The 19,800-nt window shown below is 59.0% G+C and carries 28 protein-coding genes and 1 other RNA gene; 12 read left to right on the top strand and 17 right to left on the bottom strand.

Going from position 1 to position 19,800, the window contains the following annotated elements:
• Window positions 1–2 precede the first annotated feature (2 nt).
• Complete coding sequence (locus FZX09_RS02475) at window positions 3–1,232, top strand: ABC transporter permease (protein WP_226399686.1); 1,230 nt, start codon at window positions 3–5, stop codon at window positions 1,230–1,232.
• Window positions 1,233–1,290: 58 nt separating this feature from the next.
• Window positions 1,291–3,210, top strand: coding sequence for an ATP-dependent zinc metalloprotease FtsH (gene ftsH, locus FZX09_RS02470; RefSeq protein ID WP_226399684.1), 1,920 nt, complete (start codon window positions 1,291–1,293; stop codon window positions 3,208–3,210).
• Between the two features lie 50 nt (window positions 3,211–3,260).
• On the opposite strand, the gene FZX09_RS02465 is transcribed toward ftsH, so the two are convergent.
• Window positions 3,261–3,416: a DUF2256 domain-containing protein gene (locus tag FZX09_RS02465; RefSeq protein ID WP_226399682.1), complete on the bottom strand. Its 156-nt coding sequence runs from the start codon at window positions 3,414–3,416 to the stop codon at window positions 3,261–3,263.
• The gene (gene clpP / locus FZX09_RS02460) at window positions 3,413–4,006 is read right to left on the bottom strand and encodes an ATP-dependent Clp endopeptidase proteolytic subunit ClpP (protein WP_226399680.1); all 594 of its coding nucleotides are present in this window, start codon (window positions 4,004–4,006) and stop codon (window positions 3,413–3,415) included. Before clpP ends, FZX09_RS02465 begins: the two co-directional genes overlap by 4 nt.
• 81 nt (window positions 4,007–4,087) lie before the next feature.
• On the opposite strand from clpP, the gene psb29 reads away from it, so the two are divergent.
• The gene (psb29, locus tag FZX09_RS02455; protein ID WP_226399678.1) at window positions 4,088–4,735 is read left to right on the top strand and encodes a photosystem II biogenesis protein Psp29; all 648 of its coding nucleotides are present in this window, start codon (window positions 4,088–4,090) and stop codon (window positions 4,733–4,735) included.
• Here psb29 and FZX09_RS02450 read toward each other — a convergent pair.
• From FZX09_RS02450 to petN, 4 genes are all read right to left on the bottom strand, one after another.
• Window positions 4,717–5,574: a hypothetical protein gene (locus FZX09_RS02450; protein ID WP_226399676.1), complete on the bottom strand. Its 858-nt coding sequence runs from the start codon at window positions 5,572–5,574 to the stop codon at window positions 4,717–4,719. The two genes, psb29 and FZX09_RS02450, sit on opposite strands and share 19 nt — an antisense overlap.
• On the bottom strand, window positions 5,571–5,921 hold the full coding sequence (locus tag FZX09_RS02445; RefSeq protein WP_226399674.1) for a hypothetical protein: 351 nt from the start codon (window positions 5,919–5,921) through the stop codon (window positions 5,571–5,573). Before FZX09_RS02445 ends, FZX09_RS02450 begins: the two co-directional genes overlap by 4 nt.
• A gap of 125 nt (window positions 5,922–6,046) precedes the next feature.
• Window positions 6,047–6,172: a hypothetical protein gene (locus tag FZX09_RS11885; RefSeq protein WP_255599580.1), complete on the bottom strand. Its 126-nt coding sequence runs from the start codon at window positions 6,170–6,172 to the stop codon at window positions 6,047–6,049.
• An 8-nt stretch (window positions 6,173–6,180) separates the two neighbouring features.
• Window positions 6,181–6,282: a cytochrome b6-f complex subunit PetN gene (gene petN / locus FZX09_RS02440; protein WP_011364412.1), complete on the bottom strand. Its 102-nt coding sequence runs from the start codon at window positions 6,280–6,282 to the stop codon at window positions 6,181–6,183.
• A 72-nt stretch (window positions 6,283–6,354) separates the two neighbouring features.
• Here petN and clpS point away from each other — a divergent pair, with 72 nt between their 5' ends.
• Window positions 6,355–6,651 (top strand): ATP-dependent Clp protease adapter ClpS, encoded by a 297-nt coding sequence (gene clpS, locus FZX09_RS02435; RefSeq protein WP_226399672.1) that lies wholly within the window; start codon window positions 6,355–6,357, stop codon window positions 6,649–6,651.
• Between the two features lies 1 nt (window position 6,652).
• Here clpS and FZX09_RS02430 read toward each other — a convergent pair whose 3' ends face one another.
• Complete coding sequence (locus FZX09_RS02430; protein WP_226399670.1) at window positions 6,653–6,880, bottom strand: hypothetical protein; 228 nt, start codon at window positions 6,878–6,880, stop codon at window positions 6,653–6,655.
• Between the two features lie 74 nt (window positions 6,881–6,954).
• Between FZX09_RS02430 and FZX09_RS02425 the strand changes: the two genes are divergently transcribed.
• The gene (locus FZX09_RS02425; RefSeq protein ID WP_226399668.1) at window positions 6,955–7,230 is read left to right on the top strand and encodes a DUF2103 domain-containing protein; all 276 of its coding nucleotides are present in this window, start codon (window positions 6,955–6,957) and stop codon (window positions 7,228–7,230) included.
• Window positions 7,231–7,274: 44 nt separating this feature from the next.
• Complete coding sequence (locus FZX09_RS02420) at window positions 7,275–7,487, top strand: hypothetical protein (protein ID WP_226399666.1); 213 nt, start codon at window positions 7,275–7,277, stop codon at window positions 7,485–7,487.
• 79 nt (window positions 7,488–7,566) lie between these two features.
• Here FZX09_RS02420 and FZX09_RS02415 read toward each other — a convergent pair whose 3' ends face one another.
• Window positions 7,567–7,719, bottom strand: coding sequence for a hypothetical protein (locus FZX09_RS02415; RefSeq protein WP_226399664.1), 153 nt, complete (start codon window positions 7,717–7,719; stop codon window positions 7,567–7,569).
• Between the two features lie 128 nt (window positions 7,720–7,847).
• On the opposite strand from FZX09_RS02415, the gene FZX09_RS02410 reads away from it, so the two are divergent.
• Window positions 7,848–8,060: a hypothetical protein gene (locus FZX09_RS02410; RefSeq protein ID WP_226399662.1), complete on the top strand. Its 213-nt coding sequence runs from the start codon at window positions 7,848–7,850 to the stop codon at window positions 8,058–8,060.
• A gap of 316 nt (window positions 8,061–8,376) precedes the next feature.
• On the opposite strand, the gene ssrS is transcribed toward FZX09_RS02410, so the two are convergent.
• The 3 genes from ssrS to FZX09_RS02395 all read right to left on the bottom strand — a co-directional run bounded on the left by ssrS (window position 8,377) and on the right by FZX09_RS02395 (window position 10,653).
• Window positions 8,377–8,560, bottom strand: a non-coding RNA gene (ssrS, locus tag FZX09_RS02405) — 6S RNA.
• A 7-nt stretch (window positions 8,561–8,567) separates the two neighbouring features.
• Entirely contained in the window at window positions 8,568–9,728 is a 1,161-nt protein-coding gene (locus FZX09_RS02400; protein WP_226399660.1) for a 5-(carboxyamino)imidazole ribonucleotide synthase, read from the bottom strand.
• Between the two features lie 52 nt (window positions 9,729–9,780).
• On the bottom strand, window positions 9,781–10,653 hold the full coding sequence (locus FZX09_RS02395; protein WP_370624178.1) for a carbohydrate ABC transporter permease: 873 nt from the start codon (window positions 10,651–10,653) through the stop codon (window positions 9,781–9,783).
• 61 nt (window positions 10,654–10,714) lie between these two features.
• On the opposite strand from FZX09_RS02395, the gene aroB reads away from it, so the two are divergent.
• Window positions 10,715–11,830 carry a 3-dehydroquinate synthase gene (aroB, locus tag FZX09_RS02390; RefSeq protein ID WP_226399657.1) on the top strand — a complete coding sequence of 372 codons (1,116 nt, stop codon included), beginning with the start codon at window positions 10,715–10,717 and terminating at the stop codon, window positions 11,828–11,830.
• Here aroB and FZX09_RS02385 read toward each other — a convergent pair.
• Window positions 11,784–12,974, bottom strand: a complete 1,191-nt coding sequence (locus FZX09_RS02385; protein ID WP_226399655.1) for a class I SAM-dependent methyltransferase — start codon at window positions 12,972–12,974, stop codon at window positions 11,784–11,786. The genes aroB and FZX09_RS02385 overlap by 47 nt on opposite strands.
• A gap of 40 nt (window positions 12,975–13,014) precedes the next feature.
• Between FZX09_RS02385 and FZX09_RS02380 the strand changes: the two genes are divergently transcribed.
• Entirely contained in the window at window positions 13,015–13,833 is an 819-nt protein-coding gene (locus tag FZX09_RS02380) for a TPM domain-containing protein (protein WP_226399653.1), read from the top strand.
• 16 nt (window positions 13,834–13,849) lie between these two features.
• Here FZX09_RS02380 and FZX09_RS02375 read toward each other — a convergent pair whose 3' ends face one another.
• The 3 genes from FZX09_RS02375 to FZX09_RS02365 form a co-directional block, all read right to left on the bottom strand.
• Complete coding sequence (locus FZX09_RS02375; RefSeq protein WP_226399651.1) at window positions 13,850–14,569, bottom strand: glycoside hydrolase family 104 protein; 720 nt, start codon at window positions 14,567–14,569, stop codon at window positions 13,850–13,852.
• A gap of 203 nt (window positions 14,570–14,772) precedes the next feature.
• On the bottom strand, window positions 14,773–15,858 hold the full coding sequence (locus FZX09_RS02370; protein ID WP_226399649.1) for a hypothetical protein: 1,086 nt from the start codon (window positions 15,856–15,858) through the stop codon (window positions 14,773–14,775).
• A complete protein-coding gene (locus FZX09_RS02365; RefSeq protein WP_226400339.1) occupies window positions 15,852–16,700 on the bottom strand; it encodes a TIGR04168 family protein in 849 nt (282 codons plus the stop codon). The genes FZX09_RS02370 and FZX09_RS02365 overlap by 7 nt, the downstream gene beginning before the upstream one ends.
• A gap of 52 nt (window positions 16,701–16,752) precedes the next feature.
• On the opposite strand from FZX09_RS02365, the gene nadA reads away from it, so the two are divergent.
• Window positions 16,753–17,685: a quinolinate synthase NadA gene (nadA, locus tag FZX09_RS02360; protein ID WP_226399647.1), complete on the top strand. Its 933-nt coding sequence runs from the start codon at window positions 16,753–16,755 to the stop codon at window positions 17,683–17,685.
• Between the two features lie 65 nt (window positions 17,686–17,750).
• Window positions 17,751–18,182 (top strand): thioredoxin family protein, encoded by a 432-nt coding sequence (locus FZX09_RS02355; RefSeq protein WP_226399645.1) that lies wholly within the window; start codon window positions 17,751–17,753, stop codon window positions 18,180–18,182.
• Here the strand turns inward: FZX09_RS02355 and FZX09_RS02350 are convergent, their stop codons facing one another.
• On the bottom strand, window positions 18,183–18,416 hold the full coding sequence (locus tag FZX09_RS02350) for a hypothetical protein (protein WP_226400338.1): 234 nt from the start codon (window positions 18,414–18,416) through the stop codon (window positions 18,183–18,185).
• 67 nt (window positions 18,417–18,483) lie between these two features.
• Here FZX09_RS02350 and FZX09_RS02345 point away from each other — a divergent pair, with 67 nt between their 5' ends.
• Window positions 18,484–19,470: a ligase-associated DNA damage response exonuclease gene (locus FZX09_RS02345; protein ID WP_226399643.1), complete on the top strand. Its 987-nt coding sequence runs from the start codon at window positions 18,484–18,486 to the stop codon at window positions 19,468–19,470.
• On the opposite strand, the gene FZX09_RS02340 is transcribed toward FZX09_RS02345, so the two are convergent.
• On the bottom strand, window positions 19,467–19,727 hold the full coding sequence (locus FZX09_RS02340; RefSeq protein ID WP_226399641.1) for a hypothetical protein: 261 nt from the start codon (window positions 19,725–19,727) through the stop codon (window positions 19,467–19,469). The two genes, FZX09_RS02345 and FZX09_RS02340, sit on opposite strands and share 4 nt — an antisense overlap.
• Window positions 19,728–19,800: the final 73 nt, after the last annotated feature.

Raw genomic sequence — 19,800 nt, 5'->3', positions numbered from 1 at the left:
CCATGAACCGGCGCATGCCCGCAACGGAAACGGTGCGGATGGCACTGTCCACCTTGCGAAGCAACCGCCTGCGCAGCCTGCTGACGATGGTGGGCATCGTGATCGGCAACGCTTCTGTGATCACCCTGGTCGGAGTTGGTCGTGGTGCTCAGGGGTTGGCGGAGGAGCAGCTGACCAACCTTGGCGCCAACGTGCTGTTCGTGGTTCCGGGCAACAACAACACCCGTCGCCAGGGAGCAACGCGACCCAAGACCCTCGTGCTGGAGGACGCCGAAGCGATCGCCACCCAGGTTCCCAGCGTCAAGCGCGTCGCCCCTCAGATCAACAGCAACCAGGTGGTGCAAGCGGGTGCACGTAGTTCCACCAGCGCCGTCTATGGCGTGACACCTGAGTTCGTTCCGGTGCGCAGCTTTGAAGTGGCCAAAGGCCGTTTCATCAGCGCCCAGGACGAAGCCGGTGCACGGGCCATTGCTGTGCTCGGCTCTGATCTGCGCACCAAGTTGTTTCCCACTGGCCCAGCGATTGGCCGGCAAGTACGCATCGGCAATCAAGGCTTCGAGGTGGTTGGTGTGATGGCCCCCAAAGGGGCCGTATTCGGCAGCAACCAGGACGAAAACGCCTACATCCCGCTCTCAACGATGGTGAATCGGATCACCGGAAGGGATCCGATTTACGGCGTCAGCCTCACCTTCATCAGTGTTGAAGCAAAGGATGAGCAGAGCACCAATGCAGCGAGCTTTCAGGTCAGCAACCTGCTTAGGCAGCGGCACCGAATTCTCCGGGATGACGATTTCGCGGTGCGGTCCCAGAAGGATGCCCTCACCATCGTGGGCACCATCACCGGAGGACTCACCTTGATGCTCGGAGCCATCGGAGGGATCTCCCTGCTAGTGGGCGGCATCGGGATCATGAACATCATGCTGGTGTCCGTCAGCGAACGAACCGAAGAGATCGGCCTGCGCAAAGCACTGGGGGCTCGCAGCACTGATGTACTGCAGCAATTTCTTGTGGAATCCCTGGTGCTTGCCAGCCTGGGCGGCGCCATCGGCACGTTGGTGGGGCTTGGAACCGTCAGCCTCGTGGCGGCGGTCACGCCTCTCCCGGCAGCGATCGGCGCCACGACGGTGATGGTCACCGTTGGACTCTCGGGATCGATCGGACTGTTCTTCGGTGTCGTACCCGCCCGTCGAGCAGCAAGACTTGACCCAATTGTTGCCCTGAGAAGCCTTTGATCAAGGCCTCAGAAATCAGACCGACTCCTTTACACTAGTTCACGAATTTCCTCAGCTCATGAATCAGCGCTGGCGCCTTCTTGCCCTCTGGCTGTTGCCAATCGGCGTCGTGTTGCTGATCGGCTGGCAGGTGGTGAGCAACGGAGGCATGAATGGCCTCAGCCAAGACAGCAATGGCACCACCGTCGCCCCCCGCAATGCTGCGGTGGCCCGCATGAGCTATGGACGCTTCCTTGACTATGTCGAAGCCGGTCGCGTCACAGCCGTTGATATTTACGACGGTGGCCGCAACGCCGTGATCGAAGCCGTCGATCCTGATCTCGACAACCGTGTTCAGCGGCTGCGTGTTGATCTGCCCGGTCTCGCCCCTGAGCTGATCAATACCCTGAAGACTGAAGGCATCAGCTTTGATATTCATCCCCCCCGCACAGCGCCTCCAGCCCTCGGCGTGCTGGGCAATCTGGCGTTCCCGCTGCTGCTGATCGGTGCCTTGATCTTCCTGGCGCGCCGCAACAGCAACATGCCTGGCGGTCCTGGTCAGGCCATGCAATTCGGCAAAAGCAAAGCTCGCTTCATGATGGAAGCGGAAACCGGCGTCATGTTTGATGACGTGGCTGGTGTCACTGAAGCCAAGCAGGAATTGCAGGAAGTGGTCACCTTCCTGAAGCAGCCCGAGCGGTTCACCTCCGTGGGTGCTCAGATTCCCCGCGGCCTCCTGCTGGTTGGTCCTCCCGGAACCGGAAAAACTCTTCTTGCCAAGGCCATTGCAGGTGAAGCGGGCGTTCCCTTCTTCTCCCTATCTGGCTCTGAGTTCGTCGAGATGTTCGTTGGCGTGGGTGCCAGTCGCGTCCGCGACCTGTTCAAAAAGGCCAAAGAGAACAGCCCCTGTCTGATCTTCATCGACGAAATTGATGCCGTTGGCCGCCAGCGTGGTGCCGGCATCGGTGGAGGCAACGACGAACGCGAACAGACGCTGAACCAGCTCCTAACGGAGATGGATGGCTTCGAGGGCAACAGCGGCATCATCATCATTGCCGCTACTAACCGGCCTGACGTTCTGGACTCAGCCCTGATGCGTCCCGGTCGTTTCGACCGTCAGGTCACCGTGGATGCCCCAGACATCAAGGGCCGCCTCGCCATCCTGGATGTGCACTGCCGCAACAAGAAGCTCGAAGACGAGCTGTCCCTCGAAAGCATCGCCCGCCGCACCCCTGGCTTCACTGGTGCTGATCTGGCCAACCTGATGAACGAGGCGGCCATCCTCACCGCTCGTCGCCGCAAGGAAGCAATTGGTCTGAGCGAGATCGATGACGCTGTCGATCGCATCATTGCCGGCATGGAAGGCCGTCCTCTCACCGACGGGCGCAGCAAGCGTTTAATCGCGTACCACGAAGTGGGTCATGCCCTGATCGGGACCCTTGTTAAGGACCACGATCCTGTTCAGAAGGTCACCTTGGTTCCTCGTGGTCAGGCCCAAGGCCTTACTTGGTTCTCCCCCGACGAAGAGCAGACTCTGGTAACCCGCGCCCAGCTCAAAGCGCGCATCATGGGAGCACTCGGTGGACGTGCCGCAGAAGATGTTGTGTTCGGTCATCAGGAAGTCACCACCGGAGCCGGTGGCGACATCCAGCAAGTTGCTTCGATGGCACGAAACATGGTTACTCGGCTCGGCATGAGTGATCTCGGCCCTGTTGCTCTCGAAGGCGGAAGCCAGGAAGTGTTCCTGGGTCGCGACTTGATGTCCCGCAGTGAAGTGTCGGAATCGATCTCCCAACAAATCGATATCCAAGTGCGCAATATGGTGAAACGTTGTTACGACGAAACTGTGGAGATCGTGGCCGCCAATCGCGAAGCTATGGATCGCCTGGTTGAATTGTTGATCGAGAAAGAAACCATGAATGGTGATGAGTTCAAGGCCGTTGTGGCTGAATTCACCGCTGTTCCTGAAAAAGACCGCACAGTCGTCACCCTGGACTGATCTTCAGTTCAGCAACAAAAAGCCCCCGTCTTATTCAGGCGGGGGCTTTTTTATGGATTGGATTTACTCTTTCGTCGACGGCAACGTTCGGAGCAATAGATAACATCATCCCAGCAATTTCTCCAAGCTTTACGCCACTCAAACGGACGATCGCAGACTGGACAGATCTTGCTGGGGCGGATGTTTTTAGCTTCCCGCTTCTTCAAGCGACAGCCTGAACGGGACGCTTGTCGATCACCGAATCAATCAACCCATAGTTCACTGCTTCGGTAGGTGACATGAAGAAGTCACGGTCAGTATCCTGTTGGATGCGATCCAGAGGTTGCCCGGTCCGATCAGCCAGCTCCTTGTTGAGGCGATCCTTCAAGAAGAGGATTTCATCCGCCTGAATGCGGATATCACTGGCTTGCCCCTGGGCACCGCCCAAAGGCTGGTGAATCATGATCCGGGAGTGCTGCAGGCTGCTGCGCTTTCCCTTGGTGCCGGCGCAAAGAAGGAAGGCACCCATGCTCGCGGCCAGACCTACACACACCGTGTGCACATCCGGTTTGATGTGCTGCATCGTGTCGAAGATGCCGAGGCCGTCGTAGACCGAACCGCCGGGCGAGTTGATGTAGAGGTAGATATCTTTCTCGGGATCCTCAGCTTCGAGGAACAACATCTGGGCCACGATCCGGTTGGCAGAGTCACTGGTAACAGCCTCACCAAGGAAGATGATTCGCTCGCGCAGAAGCCGGGAATAAATGTCAAAGGCCCTTTCTCCCCGGCCGGACTCCTCAATCACAATGGGGATCATCTGAGCATGAGCGGGGTCAAGTAATCCTAACGGCGATGTCTGCGGCGCTAGGGTTTCAGCCATTCATTCTGGGACTGCACGTTGGCCGCAAGTCAGACCATCGCCGACAGCAAACGAGCGTTTCATCAGGCTTTCCCCCACGTCATTGCGCCGCTGTACCGCCGCCTTGCTGACGAGCTGCTGGTGGAGCTGCATTTGCTGAGCCATCAAAGTCGATTCGAAGCCAACGAACTCTTCAGCGTCGGGCTTTGCAGCGTGTTTGACACCTTCACCAAGGGCTACCGGCCAGAAGCACAGACAGACGCACTGTTCAGTGCCCTCTGCAGCAGCAATGGCTTCGATGCAGCAAAGCTGCGCAAGAGCAACGCTTCGCTGGTCGAACAAGCCAAAGGCAAGGATCTCGAAAGCCTGAAGAGTTGGCTGTCGTCCCACAGTCTCAAAGATGGCAGCCACTACTCACGTTTGATGGCCGTGGGACTGATGAACCTTCTCAAGGCGGCCGCCGCGGATGCCAGTGGCTCGGAAACTGAGGCCATCCTCAATCAGAGCAAGGAACTCGCCGAAAGCCTGGGTTTGCCCAGCGATCGCGTCGAGAAAGATTTAACGCTGTTTAGCTCCAATAGCGAACGGATGGATCAGGCCGTTGAACTGGTGAATGAAACGATCGCCGCTGAAAAGCGCAAGAAGGAGCGCCGTTTGGCAGAGCAGGCTCAAGGCACCTCCAACTGAAGGCGAAGCCGTCCGGTCTGTTTCTGCATCGGCAGTGCTGTCATCTGAAGGTCGAGTGGAGATGCGTTGCCAATCACCCAGGCCAGCCCGGACCAAGCCAACCCAGCCGAACCAATTGATCCTGTCTCCCTCGAAGGCGAAGTCGCTGTTTTCCCACCCTTTTCATCGGTGAGGGGCCGATGGTCCGGACGTCCCCCAAAGCAAGCAGCAGCTCCACCCGATCCTGCGTTCCAGAGGTCAGCGACCATCCACCTTGGGGGTTCCCCTCGGAATCGAGCCGAACTTCGGCGACACGGTTTGAGGGTCGACCATCCGGAGACAACAGGGGGCGTTGCTCCAATAGAAACGTGCTTCGACAAGGCAGTCGCAATGGCATCAAGACTTCGCTTGATCCAGTCGATTTGATCAGCAGCAATCATCAACCTGGCTTGAATAGAGGCCTGGAAGCGGCCAGCCTCGAGCGCGTCCACCCGCACAACGACAGGCGCGGCGAGCAAAACATCACGCAACTCCTGCGGAAGTCTGTAGCTGCTGTTGAGTTGTTCTGCGATCAGTGGATTGTTGAAAACGGATCCCAGCAAAGGCTGCAGAGCAACACTGTTGAGCTCCACATCGGCCGACGCTGGATCAAAGCGGACGAAATTGGTTTGATCTTTCGCCTGGCCAGCCTGCATAGACGCAAAGGGGCTGGACGCTACCGGTCCTTCAGCCATCAGACGGTCGCCCTGCAGAGCAACACGCAAACTGCTATGGGACACGCTCGCCAAGGCAGGAAAAAGGGGACCACTGATCGAGGCCAGACCTGACGGTTGCCACAAAACGGCTGTTCCGCTGGTCAACCGCTGCAAGCAGCTCTGCTCCAAGGCCGAAGGCTGCCTTCGCTGAAGCGATTGGAGTTGATCAAAACTGCTTCGATGTAATGCTTCAGCGAACAGCAGATCCAGGGAAGACGAATTCGAAGCGGACCGATGAGCCAGAAGGGGGTCCCCGTCCTCCACCAGATCAGCCACCAGATCCCGCGGCAATGCCGGACCCAGCGATCAGGGGCTGCAGAAGGACCCAGCCTCTTCTGCCAGACCTTCGGCACCGACCTGGAGGCATCAGCCTCAAAACTCTGAACCAAGCGAGCCCGCCGACTGAGCTCAAACAGTTCTGCTGTTCCACGGCGATTCAGAGAAGGCGTCAACAGGCTGGACGTGCCGAAACGCAGGGCGGGCAAAAAAAAGCACAACCCCAGAAGAAGGGTTGTGCAGAGATGATTTTGAAGTTCGCGTCGGGTAGACGCAATCAAAGGGAGGATTTATCTGAACCTTAACGGCGTCGACGGTCTCTCCATTCGATCGTTGAGAGATAAATCACTGCAACGCTGACGAAGACGAGAAGCACTGCTGCCGTGACCGCCAGGGCCTGGGTGAGAAGTGGTGCGTCTTGAAGCACAGATTCGATCAGAAATTCAGGGTGCCGTCACCGTTGCGTCCCCAGACCACCATGGCGATGGAGAAACTGAACATGGCGGCCAAGGACGCCCAACCCAGAGTGAACAACATGCGCTTGACCGCTTGAATGTTGAGATCCTACCTAGGATTCGGCACCTTTTCGTCCGTCCGGAGGCAACTGTCATGACCAGCTCAAGCCCCGGTTCATCAGCAGTACTGGAGCGTCAGGAAACTACTCAGCGTTACCCCCAGGCTCGCGTGATCGTTTTGGACGACGACGAGAACACGTTCCAGCACGTGGTCGATTGCCTTCGCAAGATCATTCCCGGAATGAGCGAAGACAACGCCTGGAACCTCGCCAACAAAATTGATGGGCAGGGTTCGGCTGAAGTCTGGTGCGGGCCCCTGGAGCAGGCCGAGCTGTATCACCAGCAGCTCCAGGCCGAAGGGTTAACAATGGCCCCTCTGGAACGCTGCTAAGTCAGGCCGCCGGCTTACGGCTTGCTTTGGTGAGTCGCAGCAGATCAGCCACCTGCAGACGCTGCAGCTGCTCGTCCATCACGAAACGCACAACGCGGCCAGGGCACAAGGCCAGGCCGCGAACCTCCGTTCCGTGCACCTCAGCGGTAAGCATGCGGGCATGGGGTCCACATGCATCCTCCAGCGGTCCGCTGATCGCGTGGTGGAGAGCGTCAACTGATTTCAGCATCACAGCCCCAGAGCGCTCTCTCTGGCATAGCCAAAGTCGCTAACTTTCACCAGTTCTCGGGTTTTCGTTCAGCTTTGGGCCGGGTAGTTATCACCCACAGCACCTACGTGGATGGCTTAATCCCGTGGCTTAAGGCCTTGTCCCATGAAACGAGTATCCAGACGATCACCCCTGCCGTGATCAGCCGCGTGCGTGGCCGCAGTCCCGAACTACGCCTGCGAGTGTCCACACCGATCCATGGGGGTTACAAGCTGGTGGCTCGCAAAGGCACTTCAGTCCAAGAGGTCTTTGTGGTGACATCGATGAGTCGGCCCGACCTGGAACAGGCGGTTCTGCATCACCGCCCCTGAGGGGATTGGCCTTACTGGAATCCTGCATCACGACAAGCCTCAGGATGACCAACAGCAACGCTGAGTTCACTGGCACAGAGATCAGCCCAGTCGGATCGTCGGAAACATTGGGGAAGGATGGCCCGGCATGCGACTTCAGCGTCATCCGGCAGAAAGAAGGCAGCGTCAACGGCGGGGTGCCGAAAAATCAACAAGCAATCCGCCTGCTAGTAGCCCGAAAAAAGGTGAGAGCAACGAAGCCAAATATTGAACGTTGAAATATCAAGCGACAAAAAACGAGCCTAAACAACAATAAATCCACTAAAACTCAGTTCACAATGATCAACAACAACGACATCAATTACTGGCGTCAGATGGAGGAATCTTGAATTCCATAAAAAGAGCCTCCGCATCAGCATAATCTTTCTTTTCACGCAAATAAAAAACTTGAGCTTTCCACCAATCCCAGGTTTCCATTTGAATTAGCTCATCCAGGCGAGGATCACGCATCGCGATACAGCAAGGGACCCAAAGCTAAAGACAACCAAAGCACTGACAAGCTTTGTTCACACAGTAGTAAGCATCATCGACTACACAACGGTTGAGCGGTAGCCTTTGTTCGCTCAAGCGACCGAACGATGCCCCTGGAAATTACCGTCAAAGAAGGGCAACTAACAACGGAGATCATAGGAAGCTTCGACGATCTCGAAGACGCTTTGACCGAATTCAATGAATTGATCAATCGCCGAAACTGGAATCCAAGCGTGACAACCATTGCGCTGAGCGACACTAATAAAAACAAATGCCTCGCCCAATACGCGCTTCAAGAGTTCAACCACTCCAAGAACTAGCACCACAAATCCGATCTACCCCAATCCGGACAAAACGAATCTAAAATTCTGCAAAGCAAAATTTTCAGAATGAACGGCAAAATCCTAGTGATCGGCATTGGTTCATTCTTCCTTATATTTTTTGTGATCGAGTCTTGGTTGATGAGGAGTTTAGCCCATTAACCGAAGTTAAATTTCTTCCAGGTAAGAACCGAAAAGAATTTGAATACTAACCTGGAAAGTTCAAATTTTGGACGTATCCAGAGCAACACCCAAGCAAATTGATTTGCTGATGCTTATGTCAGAGCCAGGCATCGACCAAGCAATGATTTGAAGAGGGTGAACCACCATGCCGTGCGAGCCCCAGTGGTCGACCTGGAAGAACCAGAAGGGGCGACAAAGTGGGGTTTCGTTTCCGGCTGCATGGCCGGTTTACGTCACCGTCACGACAGTCTCCCCAAGTCGAAAGAGAGTCAGATCAGAACACTAGAAAAAGGCCGTCACCAACACAGCAGTTCACTTACAACCCTAGTCCTGACTCTCGCTTTCGAGCGGCCAGATCCGGCGAATGGCGGCAAGCGCTGACTCGGCCTCATCGCGCCGATTCAAGACCGTGTCGCTCTCGAGCAGCAGCGTCACGTGCCCCAACTTGCGCCCCAGTGTTTCCGGTGACTTGCCATACCAGTGCAGGTGAAGCCCCGGCATGTCCTCTAGAGCCTGAAGCCGCTGATCCAAAGGAGCATGGCGCTCCGTATCGAGACCGAGCAGGTTGACCATCAGGGCACCGCGGCTATTGAGCTCGGGATCTGGCACAGGTAGCCCGGCTGCAATGCAGAGCTGCTGATCAAACTGACTGCTGGTGCACGCCTCGATCGAGAAATGCCCGGAATTGTGAGTGCGTGGGGCAATCTCATTCACCTGCAGGCCGGCTGGCCCGTAGAAAAACTCCAAAGCCAACACCCCCACGTAGCCAAGCTTCGTCATCAGCGATGCCGCCACGTTGTAGGCCAGGGCTGCTACCGAGGGTTCCACCGGTGCCGGTGCCAGAACCCAGTCACAAACCTGCTGGTGCTGGTGGGTCTGAACTAAGGGGAAATGACGGATCCGGCCGCGCTGATCACGGCTGACCACCAGAGCCAACTCCAGCTCGTAGTCCACCCATGATTCCAGCAACCAATCGTCGGCCGGAACGGCGCGCAACAACTGCGCCAGGGCATCGATGTCGCGCAAAACCAACGTGCCCTTGCCGTCATATCCCCCGCGGGATGCTTTGGCCATCACGGGGAAGGTCCAGCCCTGTGGAAGTGCCGGTTGAGCGGGCGAAATCAGGCTCAGCGGACACCAAGGCGGGCTGGGAATCGCTAGGTCATCCAAGAGCTGACGTTGAGAGAGTTTGTCGACCAGGGGCGAGAGCGCGGCCAAAGACGGCCGGAAACGAACCCCCTGCTGCTCCAGCGGCAGAAGGGCATCGATGTTGACCCACTCGTTCTCGAAGGTGATGCCATCACAGCCCACCACCAGCTCCCGGGTTCCAGCCACATCCCTCGGATCCGCTGCAATGAGACGCGAGGCCAAGCCAGCGGCGGGATCCGCTGCATTGGACGTTTGAACGGCGATCGGAACTTCACGTTGCGCAGCGGCCTGCACAAGCATCCGTGCCAGCTGACCACCTCCCACAACGCCGATCATCGTGCCCGAGCTGATGTCCGCAGCTTGCCACTTTGCAGGGTCGATGACAGCGTCAGATCAGCGGCCGATCGCCGGCAAAGACCAACCGAATCATGGTGAACAGCAACACCAACAGAAACAGCGCTAGGCCCAGGGTGCAGGCGTAGCTAATCTCCAACTCAGCAAAGGCCTGGTCGTACACGTAATAAACGATGGTTCGCGTGGCATCTGCAGGACCTCCCTGGGTCATCAGAAACACCTCCTCGAACACCTTCGTGGCCGCAATCGACGACACCACTGCGACCAGGGTCACGTAGGGACTCATCAAGGGCAGAGTGATGTCGAGATGCTTTCTCCATCCCTCGCTGCCATCCAGCTCCGCTGCCTCATAGAGCTCCTGGGGAATGCCCTGCAGACCCGCCAGAAAAATCACCATGTAATAACCAAGACCTTTCCAGAGGGTCACCAACATCACGGAAGGCAGGGCCAGCTGCGGCGTGGTGAGAAAACCAATCGGGCTGAAGGCATCGCCGAGCAGAGCGCTCAACCATCCATTGATCAGTCCGTTCTCGGCATACAGCCAGCGAAAGGCGATCGCTGCAACAACGATCGACACCAATACGGGGGTGTAGATAGCGCCCCGCAGCAAAGAACGACCGGGCAATCCCTGGTTCACCAACACCGACAGCGCCAGCGCTCCGAAAACGATGGGAGGCACCACACCGATCAGATAAAAGAAGGTGGTGACCAACACCTGCCGCGCCATCGGATCGGACAGCAAGCGCTCCAGGTTGGCCAAACCCACAAAACGCAGGGGTTCACTGACATCAAGCCCGGTGGAGGTGAAGCTCATCACCAGGGCCATCAAGGCCGGCACCAGCACCGACAAACTGATCAGCACCACCGCCGGGAGCAGGAATGCCCAGGCCGAAAGGGAGTTGCGCACTGATCTCTCGCGCACAGGACCAGCGACACTGTTGCGAGAGTAGGTGGGTTCCAACGGTTTCATGACCACAATCACCCCGTTGCATCACATCCGCGTTGCGCTGGAGCGCAATCCGTACGAGGTGGTGATTGGAGCCGGCGGCCTGGCCAGACTTGGTCAGCAGATGCTGGACGCCGGTGTGCAGGCTGGTCGGCGTGTCCTGGTGGTCAGCAATCCGGATGTCGCCAGCCCCTATGGCGATGCCTGTCTGAGCAGCCTCAAGGAGGCAGGTTTCAGCGTTGAGCTGCTGGTGATTGACGCCGGCGAACACCAGAAGACGCCCGTCACGGTGGCTGAGATCCACGATGCGGCCTACAACGCCAAGCTCGAACGCAGCTCCTTGATGGTAGCCCTCGGCGGCGGCGTAGTCGGGGACATGACGGGTTTTGCAGCAGCCACCTGGCTGCGCGGCATCCAGGTGGTACAAGTGCCCACAACGCTTCTGGCCATGGTGGATGCGTCCATCGGTGGCAAGACCGGGGTCAACCATCCCCGCGGCAAAAACCTGATCGGCGCCTTTCACCAGCCGCGCCTGGTGCTGATCGATCCTTCCACCCTGAACACCCTTCCCAAGCGCGAGTTCCGAGCCGGCATGGCGGAGGTGATCAAATATGGAATCCTCGGCGACACCTCGCTGTTCGAAGAACTGGAGGCCTGCGTCGACCCAAGCACCCCCGCTGGACTTGGAGCAGAACGCCTGAGCTTGATCCTGCAGCGATCGGCCGCGGCCAAGGCCCGGGTGGTGGCCGCCGATGAAAAGGAAGGTGGCTTAAGAGCGATCCTCAACTATGGCCATACCTTCGGCCACGTGGTCGAGACCCTCTGCGGCTATGGCACCTGGCTGCATGGTGAGGCAGTCGCCATTGGCATGGTGGCGGTGGGCGAACTCGCCGTGCTGCGAGGAAGCTGGAGTCGCGACGCCGCCGAGCGGCAACGTCTGCTGATCGAAAGCGCCGGACTACCCACCGCCTGGCCCGATCTCTCCGCAGATGCGGTTCTCGACAGCGTGCAGGGCGATAAAAAGGTGCGCGACGGTCGCCTGCGCTTCGTGATGCCCACCGGCATCGGATCCGTTGAAATTCGCGATGACGTCAGTCGCGTCGAGATTCTGAACTGCCTGGAGCGCCTGAAAGGCTGAAGCCGCCTCCAGGCAATCCGCGCCCATAGGTGAGCCAGCGGAACGCACCCAAACCCGCAGGGTCCACAAGCCGAAGCAGAGCTTCGCGGCGTTGCAGGGCCTCCGCCAGGTGTTGGCCCGGCAGCTGCTGCAGCCCATACAGACGCTGTGCAAGCCCCAAGGCGAGAAGTGCTTCGCCCTGCTTGGCCTGATCACCCACCAGCCAGCCATTGCGCTGGGCCGCCTCATGCACAACCTCGATGCAGAGGTGTGCCGTGAGGTCCTGCTCGCCGGGCTGATCGAAGGGCGACAGCCCCGCCTGCTGAGCACAAACAGCCATCAAGGTGCCGTCGGAGCGGCGGGCCGCGTAATAACGCTGGGCCTCCAGGGCGTAATCAATCACCAGCAGGACGCCCGCATCCACGGCAGCCGCAGCAGCAGCGAACCAGTCGGGCAGTGCGCTACTCCACTCCGTGGTCCACCCCTCTTCGGCATCGGGGGGCGGCAACTGAATGCCGGTTTGGCTGCAAACACGCTTGATCTCCTTGTGCAACCCATCCGGTAAAGGGCGATGCGTCGAGAGCAGGCCACCGTTTGGATCAAGCTCCACCCACTGCTGATGGAGGGCTCCCTCCCGCCAGATCAATCGCTCCACCGGGAGGGCATCCAGCAACTCATGGGCGATCACGACCCCATGAACCGGATCGCGGCGCAACTCGTCCAGGGAACACCAACGCAGCGGCAGATCATCCACTTCTTGCAGCAGGGCCTGTTGTCGCCGCCGCATGCCGGGATTGGCCTCCACCAACACCAACTCGATCTGGCCCAGCAGCTCTGGAGCCGCACCACGCAACGCAGCGACGAGATCCAGGGCCAGATGACCTTCACCAGGGCCGATTTCCACGATCGACAGGCGTTGAGCAGAATCCGTCCGGGGAACCGCAGCCAGCCAGGCCAGAAGTTGGGGCGCCAGCAGGGCTGCAAAGTCACTGCCCATAGAGGGAGATGTGACGAAATCACCCTGGGCGCCGATGCGTGCGCGGCCTGAACCGTAATAACCATGCTCCGGCTCATTCAGAGCCAGATCCATGAACCGGGAAAACGGAACGGCACCCCCTGCTTGATGCAGATGCGTTGCCAACCAGTCAGGAGAGGACGCAGCCATCGGTTTCATTGGAGAGAATGCCGGTCGCTGCAGCAGTTCCATGGGAACACATCACATCCGACATCTGTGGAGCCTTGTCGTCGTGACTCTGGTCAGCCTGGGTGTTCTGGTGACCCCGGCTGAGGCCTACGACAACCCAGAGCTGCTGCCGGATCACCCCACCCCGGTGATCGACCTCGCCAAGGTGTTCAGCGACACCCAACGGGCTCAGCTGGAGGCATCTCTCGCGGATGTGGAGGAACGCACCGGCTGGAAAATGCGGGTGTTAACCCAGTACGAGCGCACACCAGGCCTGGCCATACGCGAGTTCTGGGGGCTGGATGAAAGCAGCCTGCTGCTGGTGGCCGACCCCCGTGGCGGGAACCTGCTGAACTTCAACGTTGGCGATGCCTACTTCGCGATGATGCCGCGCACCTACTGGGTGGAGCTGCAGACCCGCTACGGCAACCAGTACTACGTGAAAGACCACGGCGAAGACGGAGCCGTGCTGGATGCCCTCAATGCCGTGGAGATCTGTCTGGACCGGGGTGGCTGTCAGGTGGTGCCTGGTCTTCCCCAGGAACAGTGGCTGTGGACGCTGACCACCTCGATCTTTGGCGGCTTGATTGCTGGCTTTGCCGCCTACCCCCGGAAGGAGGGCGAAACCATCGCCTGGGCCTGGTTGCTGCTGCTTTCACCGCTGTGGGTGATGCTGTTTGGCGTCTTTGGCGTCGCTCCCGTGGTGACGCGCACCTCAGACGTGATGCCCCTGCTGCGCAATGGGGTTGGATTCCTCGCCGGGGGCATTGCTGCCTATCTGATTGCCCAGGCCACCGTCGGGCAAAAGCTGCAGAACGACGCCGAAGGCAGAGGGACTTAAAAATTCTCGAGGCTTCTCAGAGCCGGGTGGCGCAATCGATGCGCGACCCGGTGCACAGAGCCGGCGGAGGCGCCACCAAGGCTTGTCGCTTGACGTCACGCAGTCGACGCAACTCAGCAAGATTCACGTCGTAAAACGAGCGAAGGCGCGCGTATTTCTTGACGGGCTGGCCGTAGTAGCTGCGACCGGCAAGGGTGGGGAATGAGGCCCACTCGGGAGCCAGCATGGCGGCGAGAACGGGGCTGAGAACACCGGTATCGGTCAGAGACAGGGCTTTGCGCCGCTGAATCAGGAACAAAGCACCCTGGTCCTGAGCTTCAGGCCCGAAACCGCGCACTCCAATGCTTCGCTGAACCAGGTTCCAGGTGAAGGGCATGAACTGGTAGGCCCCGGCAGCTGCACTGGCGTAGCGGGAGCTGTAGATCACCCGGTTGGGATGACGGGCAAAGGAAGGCATCAAGCCACCTCCGAACATCACTCGATAGCCCACATCCAGGCCACCTTTCCAGGTGCCTTCAGCGAAGCGGATCGTGTTGAGCATCGCCCGACGTTCGGGCGTGATCACGTAGGGAATTGCCCGGCTGGGCTGAATATCAGAGGTATGAATTAACTGTGCCCGCGAGGAGGGGGGCAGCAGGCTCGCCTGAGCGGGCAGAGGGGAAATAAGAACAGGCAACACTCCGACGATCACGGCCGCTGAGAGCGTCTGACGACCGAGGAATGTAGAGATAGCCATTAAGAGCGTTCAAAGAACAAGCCCGAGAAAGGGCGAAGAGCAGATCAGAAGCGGATGAAATGCTCAAGCGGAAACAAATCCACCGGATGCACCTTCTCGAACCAAAGGTTTAAAGCAATAGGTATATATGCCAGTGAAGTAATCGGCCAAGACATCAACGTGGAAGCAAATCAGCTCAAAAAGGTGTTGATAAATACCAAAAATTACAAGTGATCTTCCACCCAGTTCACCAGTGCTTGCGCGGCTTCTGAGGCCCCTGATGAAGAAAGAGGGGCGTCACTTGGCGCCATCAACGGCTGGTCCAGCTGCCATGCCCCAGCATCCAGCTCCTGACGGCTGAGGCAACGGTGCTGACCGTGGCGACGCAGACCAGCCATCAACGCCGAAGCTTCAGCGAATTCGCTGCGCTCCACCACGTGCATCCCAACCCCTTGGGCCATCGCCTCACAGAAGCTGCTGAAACCGGGCTTGCCAATAAAACGGGAGCAACGGCCGAGCACATCAACGGGACGCAGCTCATCCGGCAGAAGCGTGAGGTTGGGGAGCGCCGCCAACTTATGCGCTTGCAAGGCATCTGCTGAAGCCGGAAGCAGGAAATGGTGGTTGGGCCAGATCTGAAACAGATCCCGCGAAAGGGACAAGCCCAGGCCTCCAAAACCCACCAACACAAGGGGAGCGTCCTGGGCATCAAGGAAAACCTCAAGATCCGCCGGGACGGACCGCGGGCTGGCGCAGACCAAACCGAGCCTCCGTTCAGGCAACCCCCAATTCATCGCCAGATCAAACGGACAGCGCAGCAGCAGATCACCGCAGCGGTAGGACTCAGTGGCAGCGTCAGCCCAGCGTTGGAAGGCAGCCCCCAAGGGGCCATAAATGTCATCCCAACCGAAATTGCTCATCCAAACCAAAGGTGCATCGAGGCGCTGGGCCAAGGCGGCCGCGGCCGGAGGAATGTCCCCGACGATCAAAACCGGCTGCCCCTGGGACGCCAGCCAGTTGATCTCAGCCTCGATCAGGTGCGGCAGCCGTTGCTCCAGCTGATCCAAGGCGCTGAGGGTGGCGGCGCAATCCACACCAAGCGCATCGGCCTGCACCATGCCCACATCCCATTGACAGATCCGTTGCTGAATTGCTGTATCGCCCAACAGCAGCGTCAGCACAGGGGAGGGCAGACCCGAGCTCATCACCAAGGTCCACTCAGGACGTAGGCGGCGCAGGCGCTGCATCACTGCAGCATCGCGGGCGGCATGGCCGTAGCCATGGCTGCTGCTGCAGAGATAGATCAGCACGGCAGCGGAGCATCCATCGGCAACAGCTCCTGATGGATCAACTCAGCATCGGGGGTGTACCAGCGATGGGCGAGCAAAGCGAGACGGGAACCCTGGAATTCAGCCCAGGAAAGGTGCAACAGCGTCCGCCCTTGCCCATCAACCCCGGAACGCGGCACACAGGCGGCGTTGATCAGCGCGGTTCCGTGGCGATGACGCAACAAATTCTGGCGGAAACCGGAGCCGCGCTTGAGGGCATGGTGCATGTGGCCAAAGATCACCAGATCGGCAGGTCGGCCCTTGGCCATGCGATCCAAGGCGAGGGCCAGATCCTGATCTCCCCAGTCCACCTCCGGTGTCTTCCAATCGCGCCCGCAAGGACTGGCAGCATCGGATCCCAACCCAGAGGGTCCACAGTGGGCCATCACGATCAAGGGTTGATCAGCGGGAACATCAGCTGCGGCCTGCACGATCCGCTCGGCTGAAGCCTCGAGCGACACCGGGCCGTACACCGCCTCCACTGCATTCGACAGGTCAAAACCTCCACCTGCACTGCAGGGACGCGCACCCACAACCGTCAATGGGAGCTCGGGCCATTGGATCGAGCGCCAGGCACAGTGCAAATCGCCGAGCAGAGCAAGTTGTTGCTCAAGGATGCGGCCACTGCGATCCCGTCCGCGGTCGTGGTTCCCCAGGATCACGGCTACGGGAAAGGGAAGCCGCGTGATCCGGCGCGTCAGCCGCAGATCCCCATCAGCGAGATCACCAACGAAGAGAACAGCATCGGGCTTGAGCTGCTGCAGCAGCTGTTCATCAGCGTCGCCCCAGGCGCCGTGCAGATCACCGGCAATGGCGAGACGCAGGTGCTTCAGAGCGAATGCCTAGGCTGTATCCATCCTGCCCGAATCGGTCCTGATGAGCGCTGACACCGCCCTTGTTGCGGCGATCAACCGGCTTCGCCAGGACCGCAACGCCGTGATCCTGGCGCACTACTACCAGGAACCGGAAATACAGGACATTGCCGACTTCGTTGGTGACTCCCTTGAGTTGTCGCGCCAGGCCGCCAGCACCGATGCAGACGTGATCGTGTTCTGCGGCGTGCACTTCATGGCAGAGACCGCCAAGATCCTCAGCCCGGAAAAGACCGTGGTGCTGCCAGATTTAGAGGCTGGGTGCTCCCTTGCGGACGACTGTCCCGCCGATGAGTTCGCCCGCTTTCGTGCAAAACACCCCGACCACTTCGTGGTGAGTTACATAAACTGCACAGCAGCGGTGAAGGCGCAGAGCGATCTGATCTGCACCAGCAGCAATGCCGTTGATCTGGTGAACCAACTGCCTGCCGATCAGCCCGTTCTGTTCGCCCCCGATCAAAACCTGGGGCGCTGGGTTCAACAACAGAGCGGTCGCGAGCTAACCCTCTGGCCGGGACGCTGCATCGTTCATGAGACCTTCAGCGAAGAAGCCGTGCTGGCCCTTAAGCACGAACATCCCTCAGCGGAAGTCATCGCCCACCCCGAATGCCAGCAAAACCTGCTTGACCTGGCGGATTTCATTGGGTCCACCAGCAAGCTGTTGAATTACGCCGAACAGAGCCCCTGCAACAGCTTCATCGTTCTGACGGAACCAGGGATCCTGCACCAGATGCAGCAACGGGTCCCTGAGAAAACTCTGCTTGACGTGCCAGGGGTCGATGGATGCAGCTGCAATGCCTGCCCCTACATGCGGCTCAACACCCTGAAGAAATTGAAGGCATGCCTTGAGACCCTCACGCCTGCGATCGAGATGAATGAATCGATGCGCCTGAAGGCCATGAAACCCATGCAGCGCATGCTCGAGATGAGCCGGTGACGCGCCAACGGATCAGGGAAATCGATCTGATCCGAATAAATTTTCAAGAATCCACCCCGCGCTGCATGGCACCTGTAACCCAACCCGAGTGCATCAGGCTTCTGATCGTGATGGCAGCGATGACGGGGACAACGTGCACTGCAGCAGCTGCAAAACCCTGGAACCAACCCATCCCTGAACCCGTAACGGAATCCACAGCACAAACGATCAAGTTGGCCGACCAACTCAACACAGTTGGCGCCAAGTTTTTTGGGGCCCATTGGTGCCCCGCCTGCAAAGAGCAGATGAAACTCTTCGGCAAACAGGCCGGTCGCAGCCTGAACTACGTGGAATGCGGTTTGCCCGACAAATATCCCGACCAGCTCAGCCAATGCAGGGATGAAAACGTTCGATCCATCCCTACATGGACAAGGCCCGGATCAACGCGGCTGGAGGGCGTTCAATCGATCAACACCCTTGAGCGCTGGAGTGGCCTGAGGCCTGAATCAAAGAACTGATTACTCCTTGCGGCAGTAGCCAGCACCAACATTCATCCAGCCGGAGGGGCAGGCTTCACCATTGGTGGGCATCATCTTGTAACAGATCGGTGAGGTACAGGTGGTGCCCAGAGTGTTGACGTAACCCAGGGGGCATTGGTTGTGGCCTTGTGCCTTGGGAATCTTTTTCTGAACTAGAGCAGGACTGAGCACAGCGAGGGCTGAAACAACCAGAGCAGCAGCGAGAAGCTTGATCGCAAACAGGACAAACACGATCAAGTCACGGGGCTTTCAGACTGTCTGCAGCGATCAGCAGCGGAGCTTGATCGAACGCACGCCAGAGGGGTTGTATTGCCAAGCTGCAAAGGCCTGGGTCGACCCTTGGCGTCCAGTTCCTCGGGCTCTGATCACCCACGCCCATGCCGACCACGCCCGACCCGGATGCGGGGAATACTGGGCTGTGGCCTCCAGTGAAGGGGTTCTGCGCCAGAGGCTCGGTCAGAACATCACGCTTCACCCGTTGGCCTACGGCGAAGAACACTGGCTGGGGCAATGCAAGGTGTCGTTTCACAGCGCCGGACATGTGCTCGGTTCAGCGCAGATCCGCCTGGAATCGGGGGGTGAGGTGTGGGTGGTCAGCGGTGATTACAAACGGGATGACGATCCCAGTTGCGAATCCTTTGAACCGGTGCACTGCGATGTGCTGATCACCGAAGCCACCTTCGGGATGCCGATCTATCGCTGGCAAAGCGGGGCGCACGTAGCCCATGACATCCATGCCTGGTGGAGCGGTGATCGCAGCAGGCCGTCACTGCTGTTCTGCTACGCCTTCGGCAAAGCCCAACGCTTGCTGGCTGAGCTCAAGGCCATCGGCGTGGAAGAGGAAGTGCTACTGCACGGTGCCGTGGAGACCGTGACCCGTCACTACCGGGATGCGGGGGTTCCCATGACCCCCAGCCGTCCCGTCAGCGAACTGCCCCGCAAGGATCCGCTCCATGGTCGATTGATCCTGGCGCCGCCATCAGCCCATCGCTCCAGCTGGATGCGCCGCTTCAAGTCACCCCAAACAGCCTTTGCCTCCGGCTGGATGGCCGTGCGCGGTGCCCGACGCCGCCGGGGCTACGAGCGGGGGTTCGTGCTCAGTGATCACGCCGACTGGCCTGGACTGATCCAGACCGTTCGAGACAGCGGCGCCCGCAAGGTGTACGTCACCCATGGACAGAGCGACGTCCTGGCCCGATACCTGCGGGAGGTGGAGGGTGTGGATGCGGAGCCGCTGGAGACCCTGTTCGAAGGGGAATCCGACTAAAACTTGGCGATGCCGTCCGGCAGCTCGGGAAGTTTGAGATTCGCCTGACGGCCTTCAATCGCGGCATTGAGCGACTCGATCATCATGGCGTTGCCGCTGTCTTTAATGGCTTCAAGTGCCTTCTGCAGTCGACGTTGACGGTCGGAAGGATCCTCCGCTGTTTCCGGAACAGCCGCAGGAGTCACCACGGCAGTTGCTGACTCAGTGGCGCGGACAGTGTCCAGTTGTTGCGCCAGGTTGTCCCAGAGAAGTGCCATCCGGCTGATTCAGAAAGCTGTCGCTCAGATCAACACAAGTCTGCGCCGGATTTCCAGCACTGCTCACAAAATG

Origin of the sequence: Synechococcus sp. MU1643 (genome assembly GCF_020514095.1) — a bacterium.
Classification (GTDB): domain Bacteria; phylum Cyanobacteriota; class Cyanobacteriia; order PCC-6307; family Cyanobiaceae; genus Parasynechococcus.
The sequence above is the reverse complement of the archived record's forward strand: the minus strand, read 5'-3'. Positions and strand labels throughout refer to the sequence as shown.